The following is a 23387-nucleotide window of genomic DNA, read 5'->3' as shown; positions in this document are numbered from 1 at the left end:
AAGGGCAGAACCAATGAACCCCATGGTCACGACCTTGCTGATCCTCGTCGCCACGATGGCGCTGTTCATCTGGAACAGATGGCCGGCGGCGGTCGTGGCGGTCATGTCGCTGCTCGCGCTGTACCTGACCGGCGTGCTGACGATGCACGAGGCGCTGGGCGGTTTCGGCGACCCGCTGATCGTGTTCATCGCGGCGCTGCTCGGCATCGGCATCGGCCTCGAAACCACCGGCGTCGGCACGTGGGCCGGACAGTGGCTGATCCACCATGCCGGCAAGAGCCGGCTGCGGCTGATCGCGTCGCTGCTGATCCTGTCGGCCGTCACGACCGCGCTGATCGGCATGAACGGCGCGGTCGTCGCGATGCTGCCGATCGCGGTGATCGTCTGCGTGCAGACGCGCATCATGCCTTCGCAACTGATGATGCCGGTGTCGATCGCGTGCCTGACCGGCGCGAAGCTGACGCTGCTCGGCAGCCCGGTGAACGTGATCGCGGCGAGCGCGGCCGACGCGGCCGGCGGCGCGCCGATCCGGTTCTTCGAATGGTCGATCGTCGGCCTGCCGCTCCTCGCCGGGTCGCTCGTCATCATTCTGCTGTTCGGACCGCGGCTGCTGCCGAAGCGCAATTCGGGATCGCTGCCCGCCGATTTCAGCCGGCACGCGCATACGCTCGTCGAGCAATACCGGATCGCGGACGGCGTGCACCGGCTGCGCGTGCGCGCCAGTTCGCCGCTGATCGGCAAGCTGCCCGGCGACATCGACGTGACGCCGTACCCGGGTCTCAGCGTGCTCGGCCTGCTCGACGATCAGGATACGGAACTGATCGGCACGGCCGTAGCCGAAGGCCATCACCTGCTGGTGCGCGGCGACGCGGACAGTGTCGGACGGCTCGCGGGCGACCTGCATCTGGCGATCCGCGAGCCGTTCGCCGAATCGCAGACGATCACGAACGCGCTGTTCAATCGTTCTTCGGGCCTGGCCGAAGTCGTGATCCCGCCGCGTTCGGCGCTCGTCGGGCAGACGGTGTTTCCGGGCATGGCGACGCACGAAGGCGATCTGATCGTGCTCGCCGTGCAGCGCGGCGGCAACGACGTGGCCGGGCCGGCGACGCAGTTGCGGGTGGGCGACCATCTGCTGTTTCGCGGCACGTGGGAAGCATTGGACAAGCATTTCTCCGACCCGCAGATGCTGATGGTCGACGCGCCGCAGATGATCCGCCGGCAGACCGTCGCGTTGAGCCGCGGCGCGCGCGAGGCGATCGTCATCCTGCTCGTGCTGGTGGTGCTGCTCGCGACCAACGCGGTGCCGGCTGCGGTCGCGACGCTGATCTGCGTGACGGCGATGGTGCTGACGCGCGTGATTACGCTGAACCAGCTTTACAGCATCGACTGGAACACCTGCGTGCTGGTCGGCGGGATGATTCCGCTGGCGACGGCGATGTCGAAAACCGGGCTCGCGAACCTGCTGGGCGAATACGTGATTCAGGTGGTGGGCGCGGGCGGTCCGCGCGCGCTGATGGCGGGACTCTTTCTCGTCGCCGCCGCGCTCACGCAGGTGATCTCCAACAACTCGGCCGCGCTGGTGATGGTGCCGATCGCGGTCGCGACGGCGAAGGAACTGGGCGTGTCGGCGACGCCGCTCCTGATCGCCGTCGCGCTCGGCGCGGGCGCGGCTCACCTGACGCCGATGAGCACGCCGGTGAACCTCGTCACGTATGGACCGGGCGCGTACCAGTTCGGCGACTACTGGAAGCTCGGCGCGCTGATCGTGCTGTGGTCGATGACGGTGGTTGTCGTCATTGCGCCGCTGTACTGGTCGTTCTAGCATTGCGGCGCGCGGGAGGGGCTGTCACGTCGCGGCGGGCTCGTCCGCGACGACGCGGTTCCTTCCGTCGGTTTTCGCGCGATACAGCAGCGCGTCCGCGCGCGCGATCAGCGCCGCGATGTCCGGCGCCGCATCGCGCGCGGACACCGCGACGCCGAAACTCGCGGTCATCGTGAACGGCGTGCCGTCGGTCGCGCGCAGCGTGACGTTCGACAGCTTCTCGCGGAACCGCTCGACGGTCTGCAACGCCTCCGCGTAACCCTGGGTGTCGAGCAGCACCGCGAACTCCTCGCCGCCGATGCGCGCGACGATGTCGTCGCGCCGCCACGTCTCGCGGCACAGGTTGCCGATGGTCTTCAGCGCGAGGTCGCCGGTCGGATGCCCGTAGGTGTCGTTGATCCGCTTGAAGTGGTCGATGTCGAAGGCGATCAGCGTGACGAACGATTCGGTGCCGCGCGCGATCGAGCTGAGCACGCGCGCGCGGCCCTCGAACGCGCGGCGGTTCATCAGGCCGGTCAGCGCGTCGGTTTCCGCCATCGTCTTCAGTTCGTCGATCAGCGCGTTGCGCTCCTGTTCGAGCCGCATCCGTTCGCGGCTGTTCGAGCGCAGCACCTGCACCGCGTCGAACAGCGACTGCACGTCGCCGCGATACGCGTGCGACTGCACGGCCGCCGTCAGGTCGCCGCCCGCGATCGCGACGATCGCGCGGGTCGCGTCGTTGAACGGCGCGATCACGTAGCGGCGGAACAGCCAGAACAGCGCGAACTGCAGCGACGCGAGCACGACGCCCGCGACGGCGATCGCGACGCAGCGCGCGAGCATCGCGCTGCGATGGCGCAGCAGCGCCGCCTCCGCGCGCGCGAGCATCTCGTCGCGGAAGTCGACGATCGGGCGCATCGTCGGCACGTAGGTCGCGGCGAACTGCGCGGTGGTCGGCAGCGGCGAACCGGGGCCGCCGGTCAGCGCGCGCACGGTCGCGATGTAGTCGAGGCCGAGCCTGAAGTACTGCTCGTTTACCTGCACGAACGCGCCGCGCGTGAGCGCCGGGTTCGTCGCCGCGAGCGATTCGATCGCGAAGCGCAACTGCTGCATGCGGCCATACGAGCGTTCGACGTTCAACTGCTCGGCCTGGGTCAGCGGCCGGTGCGTCGCGAGCGCGCTCGTGAAGCGCGAGCCGAGCAGCCCGGCCTCGTCGCGCATCGTCGCCGCGAGGCGCGCCATCTGCAGGAAGTCGAGTGCGCCGGTGGTGCTGTCCACGATCGCGAGCTGGCTCGCGTCGATGATGCGGCGGAACTGCCGGACCACGGCGACCATCCGCGCGACCGCGTCGTTCAGCGCGGCGTCGGTGCGCGCGGGGCCGGGCAGCTTCAGCAACCGGTCCACGTCGTTGCGCGCCGACGTCAGGTCGTTGACGAGGCGCGCGAGCCCGAGCCGCTCGCTTTCGCACCAGCCGCACGACGGCGTGTCGAGCCGGGTCCGCAGCCGCGCGATTGCCGCGTCGGTGTCGCGGCGCGCGGCGGCGAGCGGCGCAGGCGCGCCGTCCGGCAGCGCATCGTCGCTGCCGAGCGCGGCGTTCATCGGCCCGCGTTCGGCCGACACCTTCTCCATTGCGACCAGCGTCGCGCGAAACGTGCCGAACGACGCGACCGCGTCGTTCGCGTCGGCGTACGCGTCCCACTCGTACCAGACGAGCGCGGCGGTCAGCACGAGGAACAGGCAGCCGATCAGGATCGCCGCGGCGCTGAAGCGCGGATTGACCGGCGTGGCCGGCGGCGGATGACGCGGCTCCGCGACGGGGGCGTTGGCTCGCATGGGTTCAGCGGACGGTCGGCGGCCGCATGGCAAACATTGCGCGCGAACGGCGGCGTCCGCCGCTCGCCGCGCGTCGCGGCACGCGGCGGCGGCGGATCGACACAGCCGCCGTCATCCGCGCCTGCCGGCGTCGGGATCGACGCCGAGCACCGCCGCGAGCACCGGCCAGCGCCGCGCCGCGTTGCGCCACGCGTCGTCGGCCTGGCGGTCGAAGTAGCGTTTCGGATCGACGCCGTCGACGAAGTTCGCGAGATTGTCGATGTCGTTCGAGCCGGCCGGCTCGCGCTGCGGGGTTCGCTGCGGCATCACTTGCCCTCCACCCAGACGCCGTCCGACGTGTGGATCACGTAGCCGTTCGTCGTCGTCAGCGTGAGCGTCGATTCGTTCTCGCCGACCATCCGCGTTTGCGGCAGGTTCTGCGCGTATTGCGCGAGCGGCGGCGCGTTCGGCGCGAACGGGTTGTTCGCGACGAGGTTCGACAGCAGCTGCGCGAGCGCGAGGAAGCTGGTCGGCGTATCGATGCTGACCGTCGTGTGCGCCGCGCCCGCCGCCGGTTTCGGCATCCCGACCAGCGTGACGCCGACCGGCAGGTGGATGATCCGCGGCGTCGGGATCTCGCGCATCCCGGCGATCTGGTTCGGGTCGCCGCGCAGCGCCGCGCCGTGCTCGGGCACGAACACGAGCACCGCCTTGCGGCCGGACTGCTGCACGAGGTCGGTCAGGCGGTCGATGTCGTTGAGCAGCGTCTTCAGGCGCAGCGGGAACGACTGCAGGCTGTTCATGTTGTTGCCCGGAATCCGGTTGCCGTCGTGCAGCGTCACCGTGTTGTAGTACAGCGCGACCGGCCCGCCGCCGGCCGCGACGCGCTGCTGATACCAGCGCGACAGCACGTCGTAGTCGCCGACCAGCGGCGAGTTGTCGAACTCGCGCATCGCGACCGGCAGTCCGTCGTTCGGCAGCAGCTTCACGCCCGGCACGCCGATCTCGCGCTCGACGATGCCCCGGAAGTCGTCGAACTGGCCGTTGTGGTTCAGCAGCGCCTGCGGCGCGAAACCGAGCTGCGCGAGGTCCGCGAACAGATGGCATTGCGCGGGCGCGGCGCTGTACAGGTCGCGGTGCGATTCCTGCCCGCAGGTCGCGCGCAGCACGCGGATCGCGGCCGGGCCGCTGTAGCTCGCCGCGCCGCTGAAGTTCGTGAACACGTAGTCGAAGCGCGAGAACAGCGGATTGGTGCGCTGGTTCGCGACGTCGAGGTCGTCCCACGACAGCGAGCACACGTGGATCATGATGATGTCGTACTGCGCGTCGGCGGGCGCGGGTTTCGGCGGCGTGAACGCGACCGTGCGCTGGGCCTCGGCGCTCCGGAACGACGTGATCTGGCTGTCGTAGCTGCCGCCGGTGCTGCTCCCGGCCGCGCCGGCGCCCGGATTGCCGCCGGCCGTCGCGACCGTCGCGGACGCGCCCGCGTGCGCCGCGAGCACCCCGAAGCCCTGCCACAGCGGCATCGCGATCAGCGCGATCAGCACGAACGTCGTGATGCGCACCCAGCGGCTGATCAGGAAGTACAGCACCAGCACGAATACGACGACGTACACGGTGGACATCGGCACCACGCGGCCGATCAGTTCGAGCATGTAGCGCGGCGTGAACGAGCCGAGCGCGGGCAGTTGCTCGATCACGCGGCCGATCGGCGGCACGTTCGCCTCGTGATAGAGCAGCGTCACGCCGACGACGACGGCGAGCACGCGCCGCGCGATCCGCGCCCAGCGGTTGCGGATCGGCACGAGCAGCGCGAGCGCGAACAGCAGGTTCATCCACCAGACGGGCTGCAGCTTGCCGACGCTGAACAGGTACAGCTTCGCGGCGAAATACAGGTTCCAGAATCCCATGATGCGCGATGCCTCCGGCCTCGGCGGCCTGTTCGGCCTATTGCGGGCGCGGCTTGCGCCGCGTGAAGAACTGTTCGAGCGCGTCCATGCACGCATCGATCAGGCGCAGATACCCCTGGTAGCCCATCGCGATCACTTCGCGCAGGCCGTGCAGCGGCGCGTCGGCGGCCGGCGTCTCTTCCCAGTTGAGCCATGCGTCCGCGCGGCCGAACGTGCACTGGATCAGCTCGCGTTCGCGCTCGGGCGTCAGTTCGAGCCGCACGCCGAGCCGCCGGTCGCTGACGCGCGCGACGACGCCCGGAAAGTGATGCTCGTTCACGCCGCGCGTCAGGCACACGCCGATCCGCTCGCCGGCCGCGAGCCGCGCGCGCGCGGGCAGGATGAGCCCGAGCCCGCCGACCGAATAGTTCTCGGTCGAGCACGCGAGCGTGCGGCCGTCCGGCAGCAGCAGCGTCGCCGGCACGGACAGCGGAATGCGATGCGACACGCGCACCTGGCGCGCCTCCTGCGCGACGCCGACCGCCGCGCCGAGCACGATCAGGTTGATCGTCCCCCACGCCATGTTCATCAGCACCGTCGCCGGCTCGGCGCTGTGCAGGAACACGATCCGGAACACGCCCGCGAGCATCGCGGCCACGTTGACGCCGAGCAGCACGAGGTACGGCTTCGAGATCGTCCAGTCCAGATAGTCGTCGTAGATCTGGCCGCCTTTCGCCGTCACGTTGAACTTGCCGAGCTTCGGGTTGATGAGCGCCATCGTCGTCGGCAGCACGATGTACCACGCGAGCACCGACTCGTAGACCTCGGCCCAGAACGAATGCCGGTACTGCCCCTGGATGCGCGAGTTCGCGAGGTTCGACAGGAACAGGTAAGGCAGCACGTACGCGAGGATGATGACGGCCTGCGTGTTGATCATGTGCAGCCCGAAGAACAGGTACGCGCCCGGCATCAGCAGGAACACGATGCGCGGGATGCCGTAGAAGAAGTGCAGCATCGCGTTGCTGTAGCAGATGCGCTGGAACAGCGTGAGCCCGCGGCCGGTCCACGGGTTGTCCACCCGGAAGATCTGCGCCATCCCGCGCGCCCAGCGGATGCGCTGGCCGATGTGGCCGGACAGGCTCTCGGTCGCGAGGCCGGCGGCCTGCACGGTGCGCAGGTACGCGGAGTTGTAGCCGCGCCGGTGCAGCCGCAGCGACGTGTGGCAGTCCTCGGTGACGGTCTCGACCGCGATGCCGCCGATCTCCTCCAGCGGCCCGCGCCGGATCACCGCGCACGAGCCGCAGAAGAACGTCGCGTTCCAGAAGTCGTTGCCGTCCTGGATCAACCCGTAGAACAGGCTGCCTTCGTTCGGCACGCGGTGGAACGTGTCGAAGTTGCGCTCGAACGGATCGGGCGAGAAGAAGTGGTGCGGCGTCTGCACGACCGCGCACTTCGGGTCCGCGATGAACTGGCCCATCGTCGTCTGCAAAAACGAGCGCACCGGAATGTGGTCGCAGTCGAAGATCGCGATGAACTCGCCGCTCGTGACCGTCAGCGCGTGATTGATGTTGCCGGCCTTCGCGTGCGTGTGCTCGTCGCGCACGATGTAGCCGACGCCGGCTTCCTCGGCGAACTTGCGGAATTCCTCGCGCGTGCCGTCGTCGAGCAGATAGACGTTCAGCTTGTCGTGCGGCCAGTCGATGCCGGTGGCCGCGTACACGGTCGGCTGCACGACCGACAGCGGCTCGTTGTAGGTGGGGATGTACACGTCCACGGTCGGCCACGTCGACCTGTCCCCGGGAAGCGGATACGGCTTGCGGTTCAGCGGCCACGCGGTCTGCATGTAGCCGAGCAGCAGCACGATCCACGTGTAAAGCTCGGCCGCGAACAGCACGTAGCCGACCACCGCTTCGAGCGGGTCCGGCAGATGCAGCGTCTGGGTGGTGCGCCACCACACGTAGCGGCCCGCCATCAGCATCGACAGCATCACGATCAGCAGCGTCGCGAGGCGGCCCGGCGCGCGGCGCACCAGCAGCACGGTCAGCATCACGAGCGCGAACAGCCGGAACTGCTCGCCGAGCGACATCGGCGTCGTGCAGATCACCACGCCGATCACGAACGCCATCGCGAGGACCACGTGGCGCAGATACGGCACGCGGTCGGCGGCGGCCGCGCCGGTTTCGAGCCGGCGGTTCGTCGCGTCCCAGTCGAACGCGGGCAGGCGGCTCGCGAGCGCGGTCCATGCCCGCCCGGCGACGCGCGCGAGCGGCGTGAACAGGAGGGCGAACCATTTGAACAGCACCGCGTGGCGGCGGCGCGTGCGCTCGCGGCGGCGATGCACCTTGCGCAGATCGGCGGCGAGCCGGCGCCGGCGCACCCGCGTGCGGAAGAAGAGCCGCCAGATCCACACGGACAGCCGCCGGTCGCTGCCGATGCCGAGCTGCGACGCGATGTGCCGGCCGAGGAAGTTGAGCCAGATGAGCGGCACGTCGCGCCGGCCCGCGCGCGGCGGCATGAAGAAGCAGCGCACGAACCACACGCCGCCGCGCGCGTCGGGCGCGACCCCGAGCGATTCGCCGGTCATACGCCGCAGCGCGGTCAGGCCACCGCGCAGGTAGTCGCCGATCATCGCACCTCCTCCGCGCCGTTTGCCCAGCGCGACAGCCATGCAGCGAGTCCGTGCAGGTCGTGCGCGGTGCGCGAGCCGGGCGCGCTCGCGCAGAAGTTCTCGCTGCGCGCGAGCGCCTCCGGTACGCCCGCGTCCGCGTGGATCTGATACGGCAGCATCGCGTTGCCGAGCGTCGCGCGCAGCAGCGCGAGCACGTCGATGTGCAGTTCGCGCGCGGGCATCACCGCGTTCGCGACGTACGCGCACGGCTTGCCCGCGAGCGCCGCGCGAAAGCGCGGCAGCGTCGCGCAGATGGCCGGCGCGGGCGGCAGCACCGCGAGCACCAGGTCGGCGGCGTCGATCGCCTGGCTGGTCTCGATCGACGGCCACGTCGGCGTGTCGATCAGCGCGATCGCGTCGGGCGGCAGCTCCACGCGCGCGAGCAGGCCGCGCAGCCATGCGGGGTCCGCCGCGAGGCGGGTGGATTCGACGCCGTTCGGCGCGCCGGGCGCGTCCGGCGCGGTGCTTGCGGCGCCGGCGTCGCCGATGCCATTCGCGCCGCCCCACGGCACGACCAGCACGTCGTCGTCGCTTTGCAGCGCGGCGTCCGTCGTGTCGGCGCCGTGCAGGTACGACACGAGCCCCGCGCGCGCGGGTTCGCGCAGCCCGAAATGCAGCGCGAGCACGTTGCGCGGATCGCATTCGACCGCGAGCGCCGCGTGCTTTCGTCCGACCAGCAGGCCCGCGAGCGCCGCGGTGAGCGTCGTGCGGCCCGCGCCGCCGACCGTGGACACGACCGCAACCGTTTTCATCGGCTGTCCGCCTTGCCGTAGTGGCGCACGCCGCGGATCACGACGGCGCTCAGTTGCGGCGGCAGCCGGATCGTGTGACGCCGCTCGGGCAGCGTGAAGCGCGGCACGAAGCCCGGCAGGAACCGTTGCAGCCGGAAGCGCCACACGATCCACGCGAACGGCGCGGCCAGGATCACGCCCCAGACGAAATAACCGAAAAAGATCTGCATGTCAGTCTATCCCAGCGCCTTGAACGGCAGCGAAGCCGGTTTCGGGAGCGCGCGCGGCGCGGTCGCGTCGCGCAGCGCGGCGGCTGCCGCTGCCGCCTCGGCCTTGCGCTGCGCGGCGGCCGTGGTGGTCTCGGCGGGCTCCGGCGCCTTGATCGACGGCGTGCGGTTGCGCACGTCGGCGGCGGACGCGGTCGTGAACGGTTCGGTCGTAGCCGGCGCGGCGGCCGTCGCCGTATCGGCCGGCATCGGCGCGGCCGGTTCGTCGGCGGGGCGATGCTGCGCGAGCCAGCTGGTGTAGTCGAGCGGCGGCTCGTCGGTCATCTCGCGCTCCAGCGTGTCGAGCATCGCGTTGATCGAATCGTAGTCGCCGCAGCGCAACTCGCCGCTGAACAGGTCGCCGGCCGGCAGCCGGAACACACGCTGGAACACCGTCGTCACTTCCGCGAGCCGGCACGCGAAGAAGAACGTGTAGATGCTGTCGCCGCATGCGGTGCAGAGGTCGCCCGCGCGGCGCATCTGGCATGCCTGCAACGCGTCGACGTGCGCGACCTCGGCGAGGAGCGGCAGCCGCAGCAGCACGTTCGGCAGATGGATCGCGCGCGCGCGGTCGACCGCCTCGCGCACCAGTTCGATGAAGCGCGGCGTGCTCACGTAGCCCATCTCCGAGCTGTGCAGCACCGCGGACAGCGCGGACATGTAGTCGGCCGGCAGCGGCCGCGAGAACAACTGGCCCTGGATGTCGTCGATCATCCCTTCGACGCGCGAGATCGGCGTGCCGAGCGGAATCACCAGATTCACGCCGAGATTGCGCATTACCGACTCGTAGCGCATCGCGACGTTGTCCTCGCGCACCGCGATCTTCAGCGCCTGGCCGGAGCGGCGGCGCAGCGTGTACACCTGTTCCGCGAGCTTTTCCAGTTGCGTCGCGCCGCCGTAACCGAGCAGCACCGTCGCCGCGACCGCGTGCTCGGCGGCGGCCACGGCCGCGTCGTTGTCGTCGAGCACCTGCCAGTGCGCGGGAATCACGCGCTCGCGCACGACCGCGTCGCGCGAGACCAGCACGCGGTTCTCGTCCGGCGCGAGCAGGCCCGCGGTCGCGGTCGCGCCGGGCGTGTCGCCGGCGACGATCAGCCGGTAGTCGTCCGGCGAGAAGCGCAGCGGCAGCACCACGCTGCTCGCGGCCGCCGCTTCGCGGCCGCGCCAGAACGCGACTTCCCACGTGTACTGGCCGCTTTCCTGCAGCAGTTGCGCGGCGCCCGCGAAACGCGCGTGGAATTCGGTCAGCGCGGGTTCCGGCGCGGCGGCGGCGTCGCCGGACTCGGGGGACGGCACCGCGAGCGTCAGCAGCACGCCGTAGCCGCGCTGCGCGCACCAGCTCGCGAGCTGCGCGCCCTGGCGCGCGAGCGCCTTCGCGTCGTGCCACGCGAAGAACGTGTCCGGGCCTTCGATCAGGAATTCGCTCGCGGGCTCGGCGCACTGCTGTGCGAGCGCGTTCAGCGCCTCGATCAGCACTTCCGCGCCGTCGCGGTCGGGCAGCGGCGCGACCGTGCAGATGTTCGCCTTCGCGTGCACCGCGCCGGGCATGTCGATGTCGACGCCGTTCGCCCGCAGCAGGTCGGCGATCGCGCCGCTGTCGCGCGACGACAGCACGTTGACCGGTCCTTTCAGCGCGGCGGCGGCGGTTTTCCAGAACAGCGCGTCGCGCGCGGGCGACGCGCCGGCATAAACGACGTACACGCGTCCGGACGACAGCGCCGCGAGCGCGGGCGGCAACCCTTCGATGACGAGCGACGGGCGCGCGTGCATGCGGCCGAGCAGCGTCGGACGCGGCGCGCGGTCGGGAGCGCGGTTCGCGGCGTTCATCCCGGCACCCCGGTCAGGAGGAGGCGGCGCGGCCCGGCCGGGTGGCGTGGGACGCGGGCGGCGTGGGGTTCGTGCGGGCAGAGGGCTTGTCGGTCCATGATCGTCAATAGTCCGAATAGCGGCGCACCGGCGTCGGCGGGAACGGCACCGGGCCGTGCTGCGAATTGAAGAAGTAGCGCAGCCACACCATCGCGACGTTCGGCGCGTAGTCGCGCGAGCGGTCGATCTGCAACCGCCCGCCGACGATCCAGTGCGGCGTGATCCGGTATTCGGCCGCCGCGAGCACCGTGTAGCTGAAGCCGCCGCCCGAGCCGCCGCCGCCGAAGAACGGCGAGCCGAGCCGCGCGGCGGACAACTGCTGTTCGGCCGCGTCCTGAAGCGCCGCACTGGTTGGATAGTAGGGCGATTCGTCCTCGCGCGTGAAGGACATCCCGACCGAACCGCCCAGTTCCCACGACAGCTTCCGGTAACGGCCGGTCCAGTCGATCGGGATGCTGACCGACGTATAGCTCTGCGGGCTGTAGTAGCCGCCGTTGCCGAACGTGTAGAAGTGCTCGTTGCGCTGGTACTTCCAGAAGTTGCCGATCAGGCCGGTCGACACGCGCTGGTTCGGGGTCTGGTACACCGGGTAGTCGAAGCCGCCGCGCACCCGGAACTCGCGGTTGTCCTGAACGTTGTCGCCGGTCAGCACGCCGATGCCGACGCTCGCGAACACGCTGCCTTTCCAGACGTCCTGCGCGCCGCGCACGGTGATGCTGTTGCGGACCACGCCGCCCCATTTCTGGCCGGTCACCGGATCGACGCCGCCCGCATACGACACGAGGCTGCTCGTCATCGGCCGCCGCGACGCGTCGAACGACAGCGACGCGTTCGGGAAATCGTGCCGGTACTGGAAGCCGCCGAGCACGCTCGCGATCGGAAAACCGAGCGGCGTGGAGCCGACGTCCGCGCGCCAGCTGTCGTTCGCGCCGCTGAACTCGTAGCCGGCCGCGAGCGCGACGCCGGTCGCGTCCTTGCGCATGGGTCCGAGGCCCGCGTTGCCGAGCGCGGCGATCTTGCCGTACTGGTACGCGTCGTCGAAGCTGCCGCCCGGCAGCGTGCCGGCGTTCAGATACACCGAGTCCGCGTGGAAGAAATAGTGGCCGCTGTAGCCATTCGGAATCCGCACGTACAGCGGCACCTCCGTCGAGTTCAGCCGCGAGATGCCGGCGTCGCCGGTCAGGTTCGACTGCACGACCTCGGTCGCGATCTGCGGCTGGCGGCGGTCGTTCAACTGCTGCATCGCGCGGCCGACCGACGTGAGGCCGTCCACGCCGGGCTGAGCGCCTTCCGCGCGTTCCTGCGCGCCCGCCTCGCGATACAGCGCGGCCGCTTCGTCGTAATGACCGCGCGACTGCTCGATGCGGCCCGACTGCGCGGTCAGGTCCGAGCGCTGCGGATAACGTTCGCGCAACGGATCGACGACGGCCGCCGCGTCGTCCTCGCGACCTTCGGCCGTGAAGCGCCGCGCGATCGACAGCCGGGTGTCGATGTCGTCGTCGGGCGCGTCCTCCAGCACCTCGCGCACCAGCGCGGTCGCCTTCGCGCGCTGGCCCATCCGCTCGTACATCCGCGCGAGCGTGAGGCGCGCTTCGGCGTCGTCGGGCTGCGCCGCGAGCACCTGTTGCGCGTCGCGAATGCCGGCCCGGTAGTTGCCGGCGGTCTCGTCGATGTCGGCCTGCGCGAGCAGCCAGCGGCGGTCCGCGTGCTGGGTGGCCGGCACCGCCGCGAGCGTGCGCCGCGCGCCGCGCACGTCGCCTTCGTCCAGTTGCCGGTCGACCTGGCGCAGCGACAGCCGCAGCGCCTGGTCGTCGAAGCTCGCGCGCTGTTCGTCGGTGACGCCGGGCAGCGTGCGCGACTCCGCGAGCCAGCCGGCCAGCGCGTCGTCGCGATTCGCGGCCGCGAGCAGTTCGCCGTAGCGCAGCCGCACGCCGATCGCCGGATCGTCCGGATGCGCGTCGAGCCAGTTCTTCACGAGCGCGAGCCCATGGTCCGCGTCGCCGAGCGCGATCCATTCCCGGCCGATCGTCGCGAGCATCTGCGGGTCGCCCTGCGCGTCGGCCTCGGCCTGCGTGAGCAGCGCGCGCGCTTCGTCCTCGCGGCCCTGCGCGACCAGCATCCGCGCATCGCGCACCTGGCGCTGCGCGGCGATGTTGCCGGCGAGTTCGCGCATCGACGGCGTGCGCGCGTCCGGCGGAATCTGCGCGATCTGCCCGTTCGCGGCGTCGATGTCGTCGAGCGAATAGTTGAAGTACAGCGCGCTCGCGTAATGCATCTCCGGCGACGGCGCGGTCTTCAGCCCGTCCTCCATCACCGCGCGGCCGAGCGCCGGCAGGCGCAGGCTGCTGTACAGGCGCGCGAGCGAGTAGCGCAGCCACGGGTCGTCCGGCGTCAGGCGCACCGCGTCTTCGAGTTTCGCGAGCGCCGCGCTGTTGTTCTTCTCCGCGATCGACTGCTCGGCCTGCAACGACAGCACCTCGGCGCGCATCTTCGCCAGTTGCGTCTGCGAACCGGCGACGCGCGGCGCGACGCCCGCGATCAGCGGATCGATTTCGGCGTCGCGATGCGTCGCGCGCAGGATCGTCACGAGGTCGCGCAGCGCGTCGATGTCCGGTTTCGGGCCGGTCGCGAGCGGCCGCGCGACCGCCTCGGCCTCGGGCCACTTCTGCTGCGCGATCAGCGCGGCGGTCAGCGCGTGCGCCGCGTACACGTTGGCCGGGTCGAGCTTCAGCGCGTCGCGCGCGAGCGTTTCGCCCTCGGCCGGCTTGCCCTGGCTGTTCGCCGTGTTCGCCTTCGCGATGGTCCCCCACAGCGTCGCGGTCGCGATCAGGCCGCGCCACTTGCCCGCGTCGCCGGGGTCGAGCGCGAGCGCGCGCTCGAACAGCGCGCGCGCTTCGTCGTGGCGGCCCTCGCGCATCCGCGCGAGACCCTGTTCGCCGATCTTTTCGCCCTGTGCGGCGCGCGCGCGGGCCGCGCGCTGCTCGGGCGTCTCGATGGCGGGCGCGCCGCCGCCGCCGCCGCTCTGCGCGAGCCGCGCCGCGGTCTGTTCGTTGATGCCGCTCTTCTCGTACTCGGCGACGACGCTTTGCGCCTGCGGGTCGCCCGGCACTTCCTGCAAATAACGCTTCCACCAGATGTAGTACTGCGGGTCGCCGCGCTGCGCATAGGTGAGCGTGCGGTGCCACAGGTCGAGCGCGGCGGTGCGGTTGCTCTCCGGCTGCTGGTACACGCTGTACAGCAGGGTCAGCCCTTCGACGCGCGTGCGCCAGTTGTCGGTCAGCAGGTCCGCGAGGATCAGTTGCAGGCTCAGGTCGTTCGGGTTCTGGCGGAGGCGCGCGTGCAGGTCGTCGAGCGCGCGCGCGCGGCCGGCCGGCGTGCCGGACAGGATCTTGTAGTAGAAGCCGGCGAGGTCGCCCTGCGGCGCGCCGCGCGGAAAAAGCTGCTGCAGCCGCTGCGCCGCCTCTTCGTTCTTGCCGGCCGTCGACAGCATCCGGATCGTCGCGACGTCGACCTTGCCGGTCGTCGCGACGCGGTACGCGTCCGCGAGATTCTGCGTCGCCGGATGGTTCGGCGCGATCTGGCGCAACTGCTGGAGGATCTTGTTCGCAGCGTCCGGCTGGTTCGACTTCAGTTCGACCTCGCCCAGCAGCGCGAGCGCCTCCGGCTGCTGCGGCGAGATCAGCAGCGCCTTCTGCACGAGGCCGCGCGCCATGTCGGGACGGTTCTTGTCCTCCCACGTGCGCGCGGCGGCGAGCAGTTGCGCGACCTGCGGATTCATCGGCGCGGACGGAGGCGTCGGTGCGGACGGCGCGGGTTTCGCGGCGGCCGCGCCCGGCGTCGGCGAGGCAGCGGGCTTCGGCGCGGGTTGAGCGCCTTGCGCGTACGCGTCGCCGGCCGCTGCGAAACCCACGGCGGCGACGGCGGCGGCCAGCGCGGCCGCGCGTTGCGAAACCCGCGGCGGCCGCTTCGGCGCGAACGCCGCGCGGACGGTCAGCGGAGCGCGGGGCATGAGGACGTCCATGCGGGCACGAGACGGCCGCCCGCGTCGAAGCGATAGAGCCCGTCCTGATAACCGAGCCCGAACAGCGCGAGCACGCTGCTGTAGTAGCCGAGCGGGGCGTCCTTCGCGAGCGAGCGGGTGCGCGCGGCCTGCGCGTTCGCGGCGTCGGCGCGGCCGAGCGCGGCGAGATACGGCGCGACCGCCGCCGAAAAACCCGCGTTGCCCGCGTTCGGGCCGGGCGTCGCCGTCTGCGTGTCGATCCGTTCGGGCGGATAACCGTGCGCGGCCACGTAGTCGGCGAGCGGCACGAACGTGCGCAGCGTCTGCGCGCGCAACGGCTCGGCGGGATCGAGCATCCCGGCCCACAGGTACACGCGGATCGCGTTGTACGCGCTTTCCGCGCGCGTCTGCGCGTCCGGCGCGAAACCGCGGCCCGCGCGGAACTCGACCCAGTCCGGCGAGAAGCCGCGCGGCGCGGTCTCGTTCACGAGCCGCGCGGAGGTGCCGAGCAGCGCCTTCCATTCGGGCTGGTCCGGCAGCGCGCCGGTCATCCCGCGCATCAGTTGCAGCGGCACATAGCTCGGGTTCAGCCGCCATACGCCGGGCGCGGTCTGGAAGCCGGTCGAACCCGGCAGCACGGTGCGGCCGAGGCCCGGCAGCGACGCGGTTTCCTCGCGCACGATGTGGCGCGCGAGCACCGTGCCGAGCGCCGTATAGCGCCGCTCGCGCCACAGGCGTCCCGCTTCGAGCAGCGCATACGCGATCCACAGGTCGGCGTCGCTGGCGGGGTTCTGGTCGAGCACGCCCCACGCGTCGCCCGCGCGCGCGGCGCTCGCGGACGGCGCGGATGCGCTCGCGTTTGCAGAGGCGCTTGCCGGTCCATTCGCCGGAGCGTTCGCCGGAGCGTTCGCCGGAGCGTTGGCTGGCGCGTTCGCCGCCGCCGCGCCGGATGCCGCCTGGCCCGGCGCGCGCCGGCCCCACAGCCACGCGGGCAGATGGGTGGTCAGATCGCCGGCCGCGAGGTTCTTCTCGGTCCAGCCGAGCACCTTGTCGAACGTCGCGCGGTCGTTCGCGACGAGCGCGAAGAAGAGCGCGTAGCTCTGGCCTTCGGAGGTCGTGATCTGGTCCGGCGAACTCGCGTCGATCACGCGGCCGTCGCCGCTCATCGTCGAACGCTTGAACGTCGTCCAGTCCGGCCAGTTGCACGCGCTCGCGGCGGACGCGCTCGCGGACCACGCGGCGAGCGCCGCGAACGCGAACGCGCCGGCCGTCAGCCGCCACGCGGAGCACCACGAACGGGGGGCGCGCATGGTCAGTTTCCGGTGCGCCGCACCGCGAGCCGGGACAGCGCCCAGAACACCGTCAGCGCGACCACGAGCCCCGCGAGTATGCCGGCGATCGCGAGCAGCGCCGGGTAGTGCGAGATGAACACCCAGAACCGCGCATACCACGGCAGGTCGCCGACCAGATAGAGGTCGCCGACGCGCAGGCTGTCGATCTGCCGGTCGCGAAACACGGCGAGGTCGCCGCGCACCTGCGACACGCGGCTGTCGTCCTGTAGCGCGTCGAGCACGCCGCCGAGCTGCGCGGACGACGTCGCGACGACCGCGACCACGCTGCGCCCGCTTTCGAGCGGCGACTCGAAGCCGATCAGCGCGGCGAGCGGCCCGGACGGGGCGATGCTCGCGCGGCCCAGCGGCGTGGTCGGGTTGTCGCGGCTGTCCGCGAGCAGGCCGGTCCACGCGCCGCCGTTGCGCTGGTCGCGCAGGCTCAGTTCGGTGCCGCCGTGGCCGATCAGCATCGGCAGCGACTTGCCCCACTTCGCGAGCAGGTCGCCGGCCGAGCCGGTGCCGATCACGAGCAGGTCGCGCCCGCCCGCCGCCGCGACCTTCGCGGCCGGCACGACGTCGACGCGCAGCGCCGGCAGCCCGGTCCATTCGCCGATGCGGCCGAGCAGCGTCAGCATCGTCGCGAGGTCCTGCGGGTTCGGCGCGTCGGGCATCACGACCGCGGTGTCGGACAGGTCGGCCATCCGCGAGAACGGGTAGCCGCTGGTCGCGAAGTACGACAGGTTCGGCAGCGCGGTGTAGTGCGCGAAGCCGCTGAAGTCGATCGACGAATCGGGATCGACCGACGCGCGCGCGACGTCGGTGGCCGACGACGCGCACAGCCCGGTTTTCTGCGAGTCCATGTGGAACAGGAACTGGAACTGGTTGTTCGCGGCGACGCGGAACACCGGCACGCCGACCTGATCGACGCTGTTCGCCTCGATGCTCGACAGCAGCGGAACGTTGAGCCGGAAACGATCGGACGACGCGCGCTGCGGCCGCAGCCGCTCGGAGCGGACCAACTGGTCGTTGATGCTGACGTTCAGGATCGAGTCGTTGTAGGTGGACGGCGCGGTGTAGCGGTAGTGGACGTCGAGCGGCACGCTCTGGTGAGCCCACGCGTACAGGTCCGGCGGCACCCGCAGGTTCACGCGGATCAGCGGCGGGCTGTAGCCGGACACCTGAAGCTGCTGCGGATCGGTGACGAGTTCGCGGAACTGGATCGGGCGATCGACCGGCGCCCAGTTCGGCGCGTCGTACGGACGGCGCCTCGGCCCGAGATCGACGGACTTGATCGTCGCGAGGTTGCCGGCCATTCCGGCGCGGCCGAGCACGAGCGCCTCGGCCGCGGTCTCCAGCTCCTTCTGGTCGCGGCCGGCGACCACCAGCAGCTTGCGGCCCGACTGCGGCGGCGCGGCCGGGTTGTCGATCACGGCGACCGTCGGCCCCTTGATCTCCGGCAGCGTGACGCCGGGCGGCGTCGCGCCGGGCATCGCGAGCACGACCGCGTGCGAGTCGGCGGGCAGCGCGGTCGCGGCCGTGAAGCGCGCGTGCCGGTAGTCCGCGAGCGAGCCGAACCACGACGCGACGATGCCCGCCGCGCGCAGCGTCTGCGGCTGCGAACTCTGCGGCAGCACGAACGCCAGGTTCAGGAGCCGGTTGTCGTGGCGGTCGAAGAACGGCGCGGGCAGCAGCGCGAGGCTGTCGGGCAGCGCGACGCTCGCGGTCGTCAGCGCGAGCGACGTGGTCGGGCTGATGTCGGTCCACAGCGACGAGTGGTACGGGTCCTCGCACTGGTCCGTCGTGTAGTGCGCGATCATCTGCACGGTGATGCGGTTGTAGTCGACGAACAGGCGCGGGTCGAGGTCGATCGTTCGGGACACCTGCTTGCCGGCGCCGTCCTTGTCGAGCGGCAGCGTCGTGATGAGTTCGCCGTTCAGCAGCACGCGCAGATGCGAAAGCGGAAAGATCAGCGCCGGCGAATACGCGTAGTCGAGTTTCAGCCTCGCGGCGGTCACCACCTCGTCGGTGCGCACGTCGACGCTCATCGCGCCGTTCGGGTCCGGGCCGCGCAGCGGCAGCGGGCCGTAGACGCCCATCTCGTTCAGCGTCAGCACGCGCGTGCGGGTCGGGCCGGACGGCGGCGCGACGGGCGGTTCGGCGGGCAGGGCTTCGGGCGGCGAGCCGGGCGTGGGAGCCGGCGCGGCGGTGGCCGCAGTGGGAGAGGGTGCGCCGGCGGGCGCCGCCTGCGCGGCGAGATTGGCGACGATAAGCAGGCCGGCGACGAACGCGGCCAGACCAGGACGAAACGATACTCGCATCGAAAGCCCTTATGTCTTTTCGCGAGCGCCGGTGCATGTGCACGGACGACCCGCGATACATCGGTTGGCACGACGCGCGCCGCGCAACGGCCACGCGTTTGCACTGCTTGTCGGTTATGCGGGTACAGCGGGGACGTTTGCGGACTTCTCTACGGGTCGGCGGCTGGCGTTGATTGTCTTGATCGTCAGTCGTCTAACCTTTGGCTGTCAGCATATCAAAAAAACAAAACGCAAGATCGTTTCGTTAACCGATGTTTTATGGTGATTCGTTATGCATGCTTTTGCCGTTCCGCGCGCCGGATGCGGTGATACAGTTAGGCGTCGACGCGGACGTCGGCGCTCCGAAAGAAACAGCCCATGCACCACGCATCGGCCACGACCGCACGCACTGACATGCTGGAGGGACCGCGGTGACTTCCCTGATCGAAGCGTTGAGCGCCAGCGCCGGGGCGGCGGTGGAGGACTTCTACGGCAAGCTCTCGCGGCTGCCGAAGTCGCGCGTGATCCTGGAAATGCTGGACGAATCCGAGCTTCAGCATCTGAAATCGCGGCAGATACAGAATCTGCTGTCGCTCGCGGAACCCGGCCTCAAATCGTCCGACCACATCGAAACCGCGCTGCGGGTCGGACGCATTCACGCGATCGTCGGGCTCGACAAGGAAGAACTGGTGCAGAGCCGCGGCATCCTTGCCGCGTCGGTGTACCGGCGCATCGGACAGGACGTCGACAATCGCGCGATGTCGCTGTTCACGCGCCGGCTGAACGACGACCTCACGTGGCAGTTGAAGGCGTATCAGAAGATCGAGGATGCGCAGCAGTCCGCACTGCTCGAAATCACGAAGCTCACGTGGGAGTGCGCGAGTTACGCGGACCTGATCCATGGCGTGATCGAGATCCTGTCGAAACACGAGGAGGTGGCCGCGTGTTCGATCGGGCGTCCTGACGACGACGGCGTGTTCCACTTCGAAGCCGCTGCCGAAGGCAACGTTCAGGAGTATCTGGCCGAACTGCTCGCGTCGCCGGACACCCAGATCGTCGTCGACGCGGACGATCCGAAAGGGCAGGGGCCGGTCGGCCGCGCGTGGCGCAGCGGCCGCATCGAACGCGTGATCAACTACCGGACCCATCCGGAGACCGCGCCGTGGCGGCGGGCGGCGCTGGCCCGCGGGCTGCGCTCGTGCGCGGCGGTGCCGCTGCGCGCGCCCGGCGAATCCCCCGTCGCGGTGCTGCTGCTGCACAGCAAGCTGCCGGGCGGTTTCGTCGGCGTGCATCAGACCGCATTTCTCGACATGCTCCAGACGCTGCTCGGCTGCGCGATCGCGCGGCTCGGCGGCACGCACGGCATCCGCGAGGCGATTCCGATCGGCGACCGCCAGCATCTGGCCGCGCTCGTGCGTTCGGATGCGCTGCTCACGTACTATCAGCCGCTGCTCGACCCGCACAGCGGCGCGGTGACGAAGGTCGAGGGGCTCGCGCGGATCGCGGACGGCGACTCCCTGCTGACGCCCGGCCAGTTCCTGCCCGCGCTCGTGCTCGACGATCTGCTCGCGATGTACGTGCGCGGGCTGGAGCGCGCGCTGGCCGATCGCGCGGCGTGGCTCGCAGACGGACTCGAACTCGGCCTGTCGTTCAATCTGCCGCCCGCCGGCCTGAGCGACATCCGCTATTTCGACGCGACCTGCTCGGCGCTCGAACGCCACGGTTTTCCGCCGACCCAGTTGACGCTCGAAGTGCTGGAAACCGAGGATTTGTCGCTGAGCCACGGCGAGCACGCAATCCTGTCGAGGTTCAAGGCGCTCGGCGTGATGCTCGCGCAGGACGACCTCGGCTCGGGGCACAGCGGGCTTGCGCGTCTGCGGCAGATGCCGTTCGACTGGATCAAGATCGACCGCGACATGGTGAAGATGCACGGCGACGACGCGATCGACGTGCTGCGTTTCGTCTATCAGCTGGTGCGGCTCGGCCACGCGATGGGCAAGCGGGTGGTCGCGGAAGGGATCGAGTCGACGGAACTGCTCGACGCGCTCGCGACGCTCGGCGTCGATCTGGTGCAGGGTTTCGCGGTCGCGAGGCCGATGCCGGCCGCCGAAGTCGTGCCGTGGATGCGCGAGCATGCGCGGCTGCACGGCATGTCGAACGGCGCCGCGCTGCCGCAGCTCGCGAAGCTGCTCGTATGGGAAGAACGCCTGATGCTGAATCTCGACACGCCGAAAACCGCCGAGGCGATCACGCGCGCGGTCGATGCGCTGGCCGGCGACACGCGGCGCGACGACGGCGATGGCTCGCTGGTCCGCTCGCTGATCGATTTCGACGGACTGTTTCCGGACGATCGCAAACGCGAGCGCGTGTTGCACGAGATGATCGACGCGGCGCTGCATGGCGGACCGCACAGCGCCGCGTACGAGTCCGCGCACCGGCGCGTCGTCGCCGCGATCACGAAACCGCGCCGCGCGTGAGCGCGATGCGTCCCGCATCGGCGCGGCGGCGGTCCCGGCTCAACTGCGTTGCGCGGACGCGACCTTCAGGCTCGGCGGCGCGGTGCGCGCGGCCTCGACCTGGTCGTTGCGCAGGTCGGACACCTTCTCGATGCCGCTCTTCAGCACTTCCTCGCAGAACGTGATGCGCGACCGGTAATACGCCGCGTGCATCTGCGCGTCGAGCACCCGCTGCTCGGCCTGGAACAGCGCCATTCGCAACTCGTTGAGCGCGCGTTCCGCATGTTTCTCCGGGGTCGGCGTATGGCGCGACGCCCAGTTCGCTATCCACTGGAGCATGGCGAAGCCCTCCTGTCGTATCGGTTTTTTGCCGCGATGAGACTTGCACGCCGCTGCCCTGCCGGCAGCGGGCTCGACCGTGTTGCCGCGCCAGACTAGCAAAATTCTGTCAGAGGCAGTGTCAAAGAGTGTCAGAGTCTGCGGCGCACGCGGCGCTGCACGGCAATGGCGTCGACCCGACGGGCGCGGTACAGTCGATCCCAACGCATCCACCACGCGGAGGGTGTCTTGCCCGATTCGATCGTGACGACCGGCCGCCCGTGGGCCGACCGCGTGGTGCTGGCGATTGCGGCGCTGGTGCCGCTGGTGCTGTGCGCGGCGCTCAGCTGGCACGAGGCCGGGCGCCGGCAATACCGCGAGGCCGATCTGGCCGCCCGCTTCATCGAAAACCAGGTCGGCTTCATCGTGACCGAGGCGCGGGCGGCCGCGCGCGAACTCGCGCCGCTGACCGGCCAGCCGTGCGCGCAGCTGATGCCCGACCTGATGCGCCGCGCGGCGGTCGTGCCGTACCTGCGCTCGCTGAACGTGATCGAGCACGACCGCATCGCGTGTTCGTCGGCGCTCGGCACGCAGTCGTCGCCGCTCGCGTCGTTCGGCGGCGCGCCCGACCACGCGCCGGAGCGCGCGTGGACCCGGCTCATCACGAGCACGCCGATGGTGCCGCACCGGCCCGCGCTGCTGGTCGGCGAACCCGCGCCCGGCGGACGCACGGTGCTGGCGATCGTCGACGACCGTTATCTGCTCGATCTGCTGCACGCGGTCGCGCCGCCGGACATTTTCCAGCAGGTCGCGCTGCGCGTCGGCGACGGGCTGAGCTTCGGCCAGACGCCGCAGACGTCGGACGGAGGGGCCAGCCGGCTTTTGATCGACAGCCGGGTCGAAATGGCCGGCACGCCGGTGGAACTGCGCATCTACGGGCTGCGCGAGCGCAGGGTTCGCGTGTGGATCGAACTGCTGCAACGGTTCATGCCGTTCGCGCTGCTGCTGTCCGGCGTGCTGGCGTGGCTGGGCGTGCGCGTGCAGAAGAGCCGCGGTTCGCTGCGCGAGCAGTTGCTGGCCGCGATCCGCACGAACCAGTTCCACGTCGAATACCAGCCGCTGTACGGCGTGCCGGAGCGGCGCTGCCACGGGGTCGAGGCGCTGCTGCGCTGGAACCGGCCCGGCATCGGGCCGGTGAGCCCCGACGCGTTCATCGAGGCCGCCGAGGAAACGCACGTGATCGTGCCGCTCACGCTGCATCTGCTGAAGCTGATCGCGCGGGACGTCCGCACGTGGAATACGCCGCCCGGCTTCCATCTCGGGATCAACTTCGCGGCCGAGCACCTGTCGGGCGACCGTTTTCTCGACGACCTGCGGCCGTTCCTCGCCGATATCTCGGTCTGCCGCCTGCAACTGGTGCTGGAGATCACCGAGCGCAGCCTGATGCGGAACACGCAGCAGGCGCGCTACAACCTCGACACGCTGCGCGCGCAGGGCGCGAAGGTCGCGATCGACGACTTCGGCACCGGCTACTGTTCGCTGTCGTATCTGGAGAAGTTTCCGTTCGACCTGATGAAGGTGGATCGCGGCTTCGTGATGACGATCGATCCGCAGCATGGCGAGGCGATCGTGCTCGACGCGATCATCAGCCTCGCGCACCGGCTGAAGGCGCAGGTGGTCGCGGAAGGCGTCGATCAGCCGATCCAGTTCGGGTATCTGCGCGCGCGCGGCGTGTCGTTCATGCAGGGGTATCTGTACGCGAAGCCGATGCCGTCCGACGAGTTCGTCGCGTGGCACGCGGCGTTCGGGCAGCGGCCGTATGCGGGCGGCGACGAAGCGGCGCCCGGCGTGGCCGACAACACGATCGCGACCGGATAGCGCGCGAACGGTCGCGTGAAGCGGCCGTGCGCCTGACCGGACAGGCGGATGAACGCGCGGTTCGCGAGAACTGG

14 protein-coding genes are annotated in these 23387 nt (G+C 70.4%); 3 read left to right on the top strand and 11 right to left on the bottom strand.

Going from position 1 to position 23387, the window contains the following annotated elements:
- Nucleotides 1-22 precede the first annotated feature (22 nt).
- Entirely contained in the window at nucleotides 23-1822 is a 1800-nt protein-coding gene (locus tag BLV92_RS19105) for an SLC13 family permease (protein WP_243843792.1), read from the top strand.
- Between the two features lie 24 nt (nucleotides 1823-1846).
- Here the strand turns inward: BLV92_RS19105 and BLV92_RS19100 are convergent, their stop codons facing one another.
- The 10 genes from BLV92_RS19100 to bcsB all read right to left on the bottom strand — a co-directional run bounded on the left by BLV92_RS19100 (nucleotide 1847) and on the right by bcsB (nucleotide 18682).
- Nucleotides 1847-3634 (bottom strand): GGDEF domain-containing protein, encoded by a 1788-nt coding sequence (locus BLV92_RS19100; RefSeq protein ID WP_090547842.1) that lies wholly within the window; start codon nucleotides 3632-3634, stop codon nucleotides 1847-1849.
- 111 nt (nucleotides 3635-3745) lie between these two features.
- Complete coding sequence (locus BLV92_RS19095; protein ID WP_090547840.1) at nucleotides 3746-3940, bottom strand: hypothetical protein; 195 nt, start codon at nucleotides 3938-3940, stop codon at nucleotides 3746-3748.
- On the bottom strand, nucleotides 3940-5523 hold the full coding sequence (gene bcsG, locus BLV92_RS19090) for a cellulose biosynthesis protein BcsG (RefSeq protein WP_090547839.1): 1584 nt from the start codon (nucleotides 5521-5523) through the stop codon (nucleotides 3940-3942). The genes BLV92_RS19095 and bcsG overlap by 1 nt, the downstream gene beginning before the upstream one ends.
- A gap of 37 nt (nucleotides 5524-5560) precedes the next feature.
- On the bottom strand, nucleotides 5561-8131 hold the full coding sequence (gene bcsA / locus BLV92_RS19085) for a UDP-forming cellulose synthase catalytic subunit (RefSeq protein ID WP_244283849.1): 2571 nt from the start codon (nucleotides 8129-8131) through the stop codon (nucleotides 5561-5563).
- Complete coding sequence (gene bcsQ, locus BLV92_RS19080; RefSeq protein WP_090547835.1) at nucleotides 8128-8922, bottom strand: cellulose biosynthesis protein BcsQ; 795 nt, start codon at nucleotides 8920-8922, stop codon at nucleotides 8128-8130. Before bcsQ ends, bcsA begins: the two co-directional genes overlap by 4 nt.
- Entirely contained in the window at nucleotides 8919-9131 is a 213-nt protein-coding gene (locus BLV92_RS19075; RefSeq protein ID WP_090547833.1) for a hypothetical protein, read from the bottom strand. The genes bcsQ and BLV92_RS19075 overlap by 4 nt, the downstream gene beginning before the upstream one ends.
- A 6-nt stretch (nucleotides 9132-9137) precedes the next feature.
- Nucleotides 9138-10994 (bottom strand): cellulose biosynthesis protein BcsE, encoded by a 1857-nt coding sequence (gene bcsE, locus BLV92_RS19070; RefSeq protein WP_090547831.1) that lies wholly within the window; start codon nucleotides 10992-10994, stop codon nucleotides 9138-9140.
- Between the two features lie 103 nt (nucleotides 10995-11097).
- A complete protein-coding gene (locus BLV92_RS19065; protein ID WP_090551205.1) occupies nucleotides 11098-15042 on the bottom strand; it encodes a cellulose synthase subunit BcsC-related outer membrane protein in 3945 nt (1314 codons plus the stop codon).
- Nucleotides 15024-16343 (bottom strand): cellulose synthase complex periplasmic endoglucanase BcsZ, encoded by a 1320-nt coding sequence (gene bcsZ / locus BLV92_RS19060; RefSeq protein WP_090547829.1) that lies wholly within the window; start codon nucleotides 16341-16343, stop codon nucleotides 15024-15026. Before bcsZ ends, BLV92_RS19065 begins: the two co-directional genes overlap by 19 nt.
- A gap of 2 nt (nucleotides 16344-16345) precedes the next feature.
- Nucleotides 16346-18682 (bottom strand): cellulose biosynthesis cyclic di-GMP-binding regulatory protein BcsB, encoded by a 2337-nt coding sequence (bcsB, locus tag BLV92_RS19055; protein ID WP_090547828.1) that lies wholly within the window; start codon nucleotides 18680-18682, stop codon nucleotides 16346-16348.
- A 410-nt stretch (nucleotides 18683-19092) separates the two neighbouring features.
- On the opposite strand from bcsB, the gene BLV92_RS19050 reads away from it, so the two are divergent.
- Nucleotides 19093-21138, top strand: coding sequence for an EAL domain-containing protein (locus BLV92_RS19050; RefSeq protein ID WP_143040699.1), 2046 nt, complete (start codon nucleotides 19093-19095; stop codon nucleotides 21136-21138).
- Between the two features lie 39 nt (nucleotides 21139-21177).
- On the opposite strand, the gene BLV92_RS19045 is transcribed toward BLV92_RS19050, so the two are convergent.
- The gene (locus BLV92_RS19045) at nucleotides 21178-21456 is read right to left on the bottom strand and encodes a hypothetical protein (protein WP_090547825.1); all 279 of its coding nucleotides are present in this window, start codon (nucleotides 21454-21456) and stop codon (nucleotides 21178-21180) included.
- Between the two features lie 228 nt (nucleotides 21457-21684).
- Between BLV92_RS19045 and BLV92_RS19040 the strand changes: the two genes are divergently transcribed.
- On the top strand, nucleotides 21685-23313 hold the full coding sequence (locus tag BLV92_RS19040; RefSeq protein ID WP_166676558.1) for an EAL domain-containing protein: 1629 nt from the start codon (nucleotides 21685-21687) through the stop codon (nucleotides 23311-23313).
- Nucleotides 23314-23387: the final 74 nt, after the last annotated feature.

The organism is Paraburkholderia caballeronis, assembly GCF_900104845.1.
Taxonomy (GTDB): Bacteria; Pseudomonadota; Gammaproteobacteria; order Burkholderiales; family Burkholderiaceae; genus Paraburkholderia; species Paraburkholderia caballeronis.
This window is presented reverse-complemented; position numbering and strand designations above follow the sequence as displayed.

Coding starts and splice junctions, on each gene's coding strand:
- BLV92_RS19105 (WP_243843792.1), top strand. CDS start 23: ATGGTCACGACCTTGCTGATCCTCGTCGCCACGATGGCGCTGTTCATC.
- BLV92_RS19100 (WP_090547842.1), bottom strand. CDS start 3,634: ATGCGAGCCAACGCCCCCGTCGCGGAGCCGCGTCATCCGCCGCCGGCC.
- BLV92_RS19095 (WP_090547840.1), bottom strand. CDS start 3,940: ATGCCGCAGCGAACCCCGCAGCGCGAGCCGGCCGGCTCGAACGACATC.
- bcsG (WP_090547839.1), bottom strand. CDS start 5,523: ATGGGATTCTGGAACCTGTATTTCGCCGCGAAGCTGTACCTGTTCAGC.
- bcsA (WP_244283849.1), bottom strand. CDS start 8,131: ATGATCGGCGACTACCTGCGCGGTGGCCTGACCGCGCTGCGGCGTATG.
- bcsQ (WP_090547835.1), bottom strand. CDS start 8,922: ATGAAAACGGTTGCGGTCGTGTCCACGGTCGGCGGCGCGGGCCGCACG.
- BLV92_RS19075 (WP_090547833.1), bottom strand. CDS start 9,131: ATGCAGATCTTTTTCGGTTATTTCGTCTGGGGCGTGATCCTGGCCGCG.
- bcsE (WP_090547831.1), bottom strand. CDS start 10,994: ATGAACGCCGCGAACCGCGCTCCCGACCGCGCGCCGCGTCCGACGCTG.
- BLV92_RS19065 (WP_090551205.1), bottom strand. CDS start 15,042: ATGCCCCGCGCTCCGCTGACCGTCCGCGCGGCGTTCGCGCCGAAGCGG.
- bcsZ (WP_090547829.1), bottom strand. CDS start 16,343: ATGCGCGCCCCCCGTTCGTGGTGCTCCGCGTGGCGGCTGACGGCCGGC.
- bcsB (WP_090547828.1), bottom strand. CDS start 18,682: ATGCGAGTATCGTTTCGTCCTGGTCTGGCCGCGTTCGTCGCCGGCCTG.
- BLV92_RS19045 (WP_090547825.1), bottom strand. CDS start 21,456: ATGCTCCAGTGGATAGCGAACTGGGCGTCGCGCCATACGCCGACCCCG.